The 7,017-nt window shown below is 71.0% G+C and carries 8 protein-coding genes; 1 reads left to right on the top strand and 7 read right to left on the bottom strand.

The features are described 5' to 3' along the window. Positions 1 to 11: 11 nt before the first annotated feature. The gene (locus DFR72_RS11060; protein ID WP_090062858.1) at positions 12 to 545 is read right to left on the bottom strand and encodes a recombinase family protein; all 534 of its coding nucleotides are present in this window, start codon (positions 543 to 545) and stop codon (positions 12 to 14) included. A 16-nt stretch (positions 546 to 561) separates the two neighbouring features. Here DFR72_RS11060 and DFR72_RS11055 point away from each other — a divergent pair, with 16 nt between their 5' ends. Continuing rightward, positions 562 to 1,302: a FadR/GntR family transcriptional regulator gene (locus DFR72_RS11055; protein WP_245982788.1), complete on the top strand. Its 741-nt coding sequence runs from the start codon at positions 562 to 564 to the stop codon at positions 1,300 to 1,302. A 26-nt stretch (positions 1,303 to 1,328) separates the two neighbouring features. On the opposite strand, the gene DFR72_RS11050 is transcribed toward DFR72_RS11055, so the two are convergent. From DFR72_RS11050 to DFR72_RS11025, 6 genes are read right to left on the bottom strand one after another with little or no spacing between them, the layout of a single operon-like run. Then, complete coding sequence (locus DFR72_RS11050) at positions 1,329 to 1,586, bottom strand: helix-turn-helix domain-containing protein (protein WP_090062859.1); 258 nt, start codon at positions 1,584 to 1,586, stop codon at positions 1,329 to 1,331. Then, the gene (locus DFR72_RS11045; RefSeq protein WP_090062861.1) at positions 1,583 to 2,971 is read right to left on the bottom strand and encodes an alkaline phosphatase family protein; all 1,389 of its coding nucleotides are present in this window, start codon (positions 2,969 to 2,971) and stop codon (positions 1,583 to 1,585) included. The genes DFR72_RS11050 and DFR72_RS11045 overlap by 4 nt, the downstream gene beginning before the upstream one ends. Next, positions 2,968 to 4,059, bottom strand: coding sequence for a metabolite traffic protein EboE (gene eboE, locus DFR72_RS11040; protein ID WP_090062862.1), 1,092 nt, complete (start codon positions 4,057 to 4,059; stop codon positions 2,968 to 2,970). Before eboE ends, DFR72_RS11045 begins: the two co-directional genes overlap by 4 nt. Next, positions 4,056 to 4,910 carry a TatD family hydrolase gene (locus DFR72_RS11035; RefSeq protein ID WP_090063581.1) on the bottom strand — a complete coding sequence of 285 codons (855 nt, stop codon included), beginning with the start codon at positions 4,908 to 4,910 and terminating at the stop codon, positions 4,056 to 4,058. Before DFR72_RS11035 ends, eboE begins: the two co-directional genes overlap by 4 nt. Continuing rightward, a complete protein-coding gene (locus DFR72_RS11030; RefSeq protein WP_090062864.1) occupies positions 4,910 to 6,238 on the bottom strand; it encodes an EboA domain-containing protein in 1,329 nt (442 codons plus the stop codon). The genes DFR72_RS11035 and DFR72_RS11030 overlap by 1 nt, the downstream gene beginning before the upstream one ends. After that, positions 6,235 to 7,014 (bottom strand): SCO3242 family prenyltransferase, encoded by a 780-nt coding sequence (locus DFR72_RS11025; protein ID WP_090063582.1) that lies wholly within the window; start codon positions 7,012 to 7,014, stop codon positions 6,235 to 6,237. Before DFR72_RS11025 ends, DFR72_RS11030 begins: the two co-directional genes overlap by 4 nt. Between the last annotated feature and the right edge of the window lie 3 nt (positions 7,015 to 7,017).

The raw sequence follows: 7,017 nt of genomic DNA, 5'->3' as shown, positions 1-7,017 counted from the left end.
ACATGGATCGATCACCGACGCTCAACGCTTCGCTTGGCAAGTCGCGAGTACTTGACACGCGTGGCCTTCTCCCATGATGAGAACGTGGTCGAGAACCTCGCGGCGAACCGCTCAGAAACCTCCCATTCGCTGACCGGCTTCCACCTCAGCGCTCCCGAGCCGCGGACGCCGGTCCGCCCGCCAGGCCCGTGGCCGGTTGTGCTGTTCCGGTTCCACACCTGCCGACCGGTGTAGCGCGGGTTCTCCAGAATCATCGCCACCGTCCTCACGATCCACCGCTCCCCCGACCTGTGCGCGTTCCGCTCCGGATCGGCACCCGACGGGCACACCACCCCACGCTCGTTGAGCTCACGAGCCAACGACGACACCGCCGGCCTCACCGACCATGCACCGGCGAGCTCGACGCCATCAAATGAGCACGCTTGTCCGCGTACCGGAACGACGTTCGAACGCCGGCATTTCCAGCTTTGGTTCCTCGTTCGATGGACGGTCCTGCTCGTCCGGGGCGTCTGTACTCTCGTTGCCAGAAGCAAACTCGTACTCATGACGAGGAGTCCCTCGGTGGACGCTGAAGCCGCTCACGCACTGCCCACCTCCTACCGGCCGGGCTACGAGCTGGTGGCGGAGCGGATCCTGCAGCTCATCGCGGAGCTGGAGTTGCGTCCCGGCGATCGCATGCCGACCGAGAACGAGCTCGCCGGGCGGATGGGGACCAGCCGGACCGTGGTCCGGGAGGCGGTGAAAATTCTCTCGGCGCTCGGCAGGGTGCGTGCGCACAAGGGGCGCGGGCTCTACGTGGCCGACGACGACGGCATGCTGAGTTCGTCCCGGTGGGGTGGCTCCTTCATACCCACCGACCTCGACCACGTCTACATGCTCTTCGAGTTCCGCCGGGTCCAGGAGACCGCGGCCGCGCGGATCGCGGCCACCCGCGCGACCCCTGCCGAGCTGCGCGCCATCGAGGTCGCCGCCGAGCTGTGCCGGGAAGGGCATGTCACCGGGCAGGCGGCGTTGTTCGATCGCGGCGACGACGACTTCCACCTGGGCATCGCGGCCGCGTCGCACAACCAGTTCCTCCTCGCGGCGGTGCGTGAGGCGCGCCGCTTGCAGCGCCAGTCCAACGTCATCGGGATGAACGGCGCGGTCGGCAGTCACACCGCGGAGGCGGTGGAGGAGCACGCCGCGATCTACCGGGCCATCCGCGAGGGGAACGAGGACGCTGCTGCCGCGGCCGCTGCCGTGCACGTCGACAGGACCCTCGAGGACTACCGGCGGGAGATCCAGCGCCGCGTGTTCGGGTGACCGCCTGCTCAGGACCGGCGTCTCGTTCAACCCGGACGGAGCCACCCCAGCTCGGCGGCGAGCACGCCGAGCTGGAACCGCGACTGCACGCCGAGCAACGACTGCAGGCGGGCGATGCGCCGGTACAGGGTGCGCAGGCTGACACCGAGTTCGCGGGCGATCGCGGGGTCGGACGCGCCCGTTCGCATGAGCCTCAACAGGCGCTGGGTCGCCGCCGTGGGCTCCTCGGCCACCATCACGGAGTAGTCGCGATTCGGGTGTGCCCCGGTCGGGGAGCTGATCATCGGCTGCGGTCCTCCGCTGTCATCCCCTGCAGTTCGAGCAGGAGAGCGTGGACTTCGGTCGCGGTGATCCTGCCGGTGTGCTCGACCGATCGCGGTACCACCGGGTCCGAGCACAACAGCACCGGCCCGTCCGCCGCCCGGTCGGGCAGTCTGCCGTGCGTGCCGCGCACGCACGAAGGGTTCAGCGGCACGACGTTCATCGTGTATCTCAGCCCCAGCTTCTTGCGGGCCAGGTTCACCCCGGCTCTGGCCTTGACGAGCGGGTCGGCCGGGTCGAAGAACAGTTCCGCGGGGTCGTAGCCGGGTTTGCGGTGGATGTCCACACCACGGGCGAAGTCCGGTGCGCGCTGGTCGTCGGTCCAGTAGTAGTAGGTGAACCAGGCGTCCGGTTCGGCCACCGCCACCAGTTCACCGGACCGCTCGTGGTCCAGCCCGACGGACGCCTGCGCGTCCCGGTCGTACAGCACGTCGACACCGGGAAGGTCGGCGAGGACCGCCCTCGTCCTCGGGAGGTCGGCGGGATCGGCGACGTACACGTGCGCGATCTGGTGGTCGGCCACCGCGAACGCCCGTGACGTCCACGGATCCAGGTACTCCATGCCCGCCTGTGCGTAGACCTCGAGCAGGCCTGCGGCTCGCAACGCCCGGTTGATGTCGACTGGGCGGCGTGCGTCGGTGATGCCGTACTCCGACAACGCCACGATGGTGGCGTCCGACGCGTCGGCCAGCAGAGGCGCCAGCGCCCGGTCCACGTCTGCCGCCGCCTTGACCGCCTGCGGTGAGGACGGTCCGAACCGCTGCAGGTCGTAGTCCAGATGTGGCACGTAGACCAGCAACAGGTCGGGCCGCTTTTCGACGAGGACCTTCCGCGCGGCGCCGATGATCCACTCGCTCGACGCCAGTGACGCCGTGGGCCCCCAGTACTGGAAGAGCGGGAACTCGCCCAGGGCTCCGGTGAGTTCGTCGTGCAGGCCGGGTGGGCGGACGTAGCAGTCCGGGGACTTGCGCCCGTCCGCGTGGTAGATCGGCCGAGGGGTCACGGTGATGTCGGTCGAGGCGCCCATCGCGTACCACCAGCAGATGTTGGCGGCGGTGTAGCCGGGATGGGCGCGACGGGCGGTCTCCCAGAGCTTCTCCCCGCCGACGAGGCGGTTGTGCTGACGCCACAGGTGGATCTCGCCCAGGTCGCGGAAGTACCAGCCGTTGCCGACGATCCCGTGCTGTGCCGGGGTGAGGCCGGTGAGCAGCGTGGCCTGCGCGCTGCACGTCACGGCGGGCAGCACCGTGCCCAGTTCCGCCTGCCAGCCCAGCCGGGACAGAGTGGGCATGTGTTCGAGGAGCGCGGGGGTCATGCCGACGACGTTGAGGACCACCAGCGGTTTCACACCGCCACCCCCGTCCGCAGGTGCCGCGTCGCCCAGCGCAGTTCCGCCGCGATGCCGTCGGCGAGATCACCCGCACCAGGCAGTACGGTCCAGGTGTAGGTCTCCACTTCGACGTGGGTGCCGGGGTCCACCGCCGCCACCGCGGCCACGAGCACGTCCGTGGTCGACGTGAGCGGTGCGGGCGGAACAGCGTGCAGCGGCACGTGGAAGTGCACGCGCCACGGGTGCTCGGCGGGCAGGGTCTCGAACGCCTCCGGCAGGTCGTCCGCCGCCAGGACACCGCCGGGGGTGTTCTCCCGGACCTGGTGCAGGTAGCGGGGTTCGCTGTACGCGGCGACCGCCCTCCTGCCCGCCGCGGTACCCGGTTCCGCCACCTCCAGTGCCGCCGAGGCCTGCACTTTGACCACGTCCAGCCCCGCCGCGCGGATCGACGCGACCGCCTCGGCCGGATCGGCGAACGACACCGCGAGGTGACAGGTGTCCAGGCAGATCCCGACGTGGCCGGGATCGACCCGGCCGGCCAGCCAGCCGACCGCGTCGGCGACGGTGTCCAGCACACAGCCCGGTTCCGGCTCGACGGCCAGCCTGATCGGCCTGCCGTGCCGGTGGGTCTCGGCGCGCAGGGACAGGGTGAGCTCGGCGAGAGCCTCAGCGGCACGGTCGTCGTCGCGGCCCGTCCACGGCTCCCGCCAGGCCAGCGGCAGGGTCGAGATGCTGCCGTACGACGCGGAATCGGGCAGCAGGTCGGCCAGCACGGCCGCACAGTCCACCGTGTACCGCAGGCGGCGCGGATCGGTCCACGTCGGGAAGTACACCGCGTGTTTGACCACCTCGTCGTGGAAGTCGCCGTACGGGAACGCGTTGAGCGTCGAGACCGTCAGCCCTCTGCTCGCGAGTTCGGCGCGGAAGTGCTGCCGTGCGGTGCCGTCCTCCGCGAGTCCCCGTGCGACCGGCGCGGGCAGCCACAGTCCCAGTGCGAGCGTGTCCGCCTCCAGCGCCTCCCTCACCCGGACCGCGTGCCGGTCGAGCTGGACCAGGATGCCCGCGAGGTCGGGAGCGGGGTGGACGTTGGTGCAGTAGGCGATCACCGTTCACCCCGCAGCACCGAGCTGCCGGTGGCCACGTCGACCGCGCCCGCCGCCACCGGTTCGAGCGCCAGCCTGCCGCTCTGGCCGTAGAACTCGACCGGGTTGCGCCACAACACCGTGTCCACTTCGGACTCGGCGAACCCGGAGTCCAGCATCGCCAAGCCGGTCTTGCGGGTCTTCAACGGATCGGACCGGCCCCAGTCGGCAGCGGAGTTGACCAGCATCCGCTCGGTGCCGTACTCGGCGAGCAGCGCCACCATCCGCGCCTCGTCCATCTTGGTGTCCGGGTAGACGGAGAACCCCATCCAGCAGCCCGCGTCCGCCACCATCGCGACGGTGGTCTCGTTGAGGTGGTCGACCAGGACGCGGTGCGGCGCCAGGCCCGACTCGCGGACCACGTCCAGCGTTCGCTTCGTGCCCTCCTGCTTGTCCCGGTGCGGTGTGTGCACGAGGACCGGCAGGTCGTACCGCAGCGCCAGTTCCAGTTGGCGCGCGAACGCGTCGTCCTCCTCCGGCGTCATCGAGTCGTACCCGACCTCGCCGACCGCGACCACACCGTCCTTGGCCAGGTAGCGCGGCAGCACGTCCAGCACCTCGGCGCACCGGGGGTCGTTGGCCTCCTTGGGGTTCAGGGCGAGCGCGCAGTGGTGTGCGATGCCGAACTGGGCGGCGCGGAACCGCTCCCACCCGAGCAGGCTGTCGAAGTAGTCGATGAACGAGCCGACGTTCGTCCGGGGCTGGCCGAGCCAGAACGCGGGCTCGACCAGCGCTCGCACGCCGGCGTCGCGCATGGCCTCGTAGTCGTCGGTGGTGCGGGACGTCATGTGGATGTGCGGGTCGAAGATGCGCATCACGATGCCTTTCCGAGCAGGGCGAGAGCGTCGGCGGGCACGGGACGGCCGGCCGCGCGGCGTTCGTCGGCGAACGCGGCCACCATGCGCAGCAGCTCCGCGTCCGAGTGCCGGTCGAGACCGTCGACCACGGCCAGTGGAATGCCCATGAACAGGCACTTGAGCACGCCGTGCCGCCACGCGTGCCGGCCGAGGTGCCTGGTGGCGAACGGGCCGAGTGCCGCCGCGACCAGGCCGGTCTCGTTGCTGCGCAGGGCGTCCTCGACCAACGCGATCCCGGCGGCCGGAGCACGGTCCCCCATCTCGGCCAGCCCGCGCAGGACACCTCGCCGTTCCGCGGACGTGCCGTACCGGTAGAGCCTCGTGAGGCCGTCGACCGGATCGTCGGACACGTCGGCGAACGCGGTGAGCAGGCGGACCCGTGCGGCGTCCTGTCCCGCTCCGACCGCCCTTCCCGCCGCGGGGAAGAGGGTGTCGATCACGCCGGGATCGGCGCGGACCGCCCGTTCCGCGTCGGCCAGCCACTCCGCCGCGCGCAGCGCCCGCAGTGCCCGCGCCGCCACGTCCGGTGCGGCGTGGCTGTGCCGGGGCAGCTCCACCGCGGCGACGCCGGTGTAGCCGATGCCGGTCAGTGCGGCGAGTGTGGCGGGCAGGTCCAGCTGTCCCTCACCGAACTCCAGGTGCTCGTGCACATCCGGCAGCATGTCGTCGAGCTGCACGTTGACGAGCAGCTCGCCGGCTTGCCTGATGCACGCCGCCGCGTCCTGCGGCTCGACCGCGACGCAGTGCCCGACGTCGAGGGTGATCCGCAGCAGGTCCGGGTTCCCGAGCTCGATCCGCAGCCGCAGTGCCTGGTCCAGCCGTTCCACGACCATTCCCGGCTCCGGCTCCAGTCCTAGTGGGACGGACGGCCCGCTCTCCAGCACCGCGGCGACGCCCGACTTCAGGTGGTCCCAGGCGTCCGCGGATCCCACACCCGACCAGAACGACACGCAGTCCGCGCCGAGATCCAGCGCGATCTGCTTGGCACGCACCAGGAAATCGACCCGTACCGCCTGGCCCTCGCTCACCAGTGTCGGGTGGTGCTTGCGGCACGGGTCGAGCAGGTACCGCGCGCCGGTCTCCACGACGACGCGCAGTCCCAGTTCCTGCAGGCGCGCGGCGACCCGTTCGGTCTGTTTGACGACGTCGTCGGCGAATGGGTCCAGGTGGTGGTGATCGAGGGTGAGCGCCACCGCCGTGTAGCCGAGATCGGCGATCACGGCGAGCGCGTCGTCTAGCCGGTGGTTGGCGAACCCGTTGGTGCCGTAGCCGAGGTGGAACGTCATGTGGGACTCACCTTCCTGCTCAGCGCCTGAGCGAGCGGCAGTACCAGCGGCAGCGCGGCACCGTGCTCGGCCAGCGCGGACTGGAGCAGCACCATGCCGTGGACGCCCTCCTTCGTCGCGGCGCGGACGGACTCGGCCGACGGCTGCCGGACCACCTGCCACTGCGCACGCCCCACCGTGACCGCGTAGCCCAGCGCCGCCGCGATCCCGGTGAACCGCCGGGTGGAGGCGCCTGCCGCGACCGCCGTCAGCACCGTGCCCGTCAGCACTGCTTTCGCCGTGCCAGGTGTCGTGCCGTGCACCTCGCCTCGTGACAACACGGTCACGCCGAGGGTGTGCGCGGCCATCAGTCCGGCGGGCAGGACGGCCCGGCCACCCAGCAGGACGTCGAACGCCCGGCAGGCGGCCATGGCGAACGGCCCGGCGGGCGTGGCCTTCAGCACGGTGTCGTAGGCCCACACCGCCGCGGCGAGCGGCAGCGCGTTGCGGCCGGCCGCCGCGGCGAGACCGACGCCGAGCGCGGTGAGTCCGGCTGCGGCCGCCAGGGCGGCGTCCGGGCTGATCCGGCCGGACGGGATCGGCCGTTCCGGCCGTTCGGCCGCGTCCAGGTCGCGGTCGGCCCAGTCGTTGAGCGCCATTCCCGCCCAGTACAACGACACGGACGCCAGCGGGAGCAACAAGCCCTTGCCCCGCAGAGGTTTCCCCGCGCCGACCAGCGTGTCACCCAGCACCGTGAGTGCCGCCGGTGCCCGCACCAGGTCCACGTACGCCTTGATCAT

Source organism: Lentzea flaviverrucosa (assembly GCF_003350445.1).
In the GTDB taxonomy this organism is placed as follows: domain Bacteria; phylum Actinomycetota; class Actinomycetes; order Mycobacteriales; family Pseudonocardiaceae; genus Lentzea; species Lentzea californiensis.
The sequence above is the reverse complement of the archived record's forward strand: the minus strand, read 5'-3'. Positions and strand labels throughout refer to the sequence as shown.

What these genes read in the sequence shown, in the direction of transcription:
- DFR72_RS11050 (WP_090062859.1), bottom strand. Translation starts at nt 1,586, where the DNA reads ATGATCAGCTCCCCGACCGGGGCACACCCGAATCGCGACTACTCCGTG.
- DFR72_RS11060 (WP_090062858.1), bottom strand. Translation starts at nt 545, where the DNA reads ATGAGTACGAGTTTGCTTCTGGCAACGAGAGTACAGACGCCCCGGACG.
- DFR72_RS11030 (WP_090062864.1), bottom strand. Translation starts at nt 6,238, where the DNA reads ATGACGTTCCACCTCGGCTACGGCACCAACGGGTTCGCCAACCACCGG.
- DFR72_RS11035 (WP_090063581.1), bottom strand. Translation starts at nt 4,910, where the DNA reads ATGCGCATCTTCGACCCGCACATCCACATGACGTCCCGCACCACCGAC.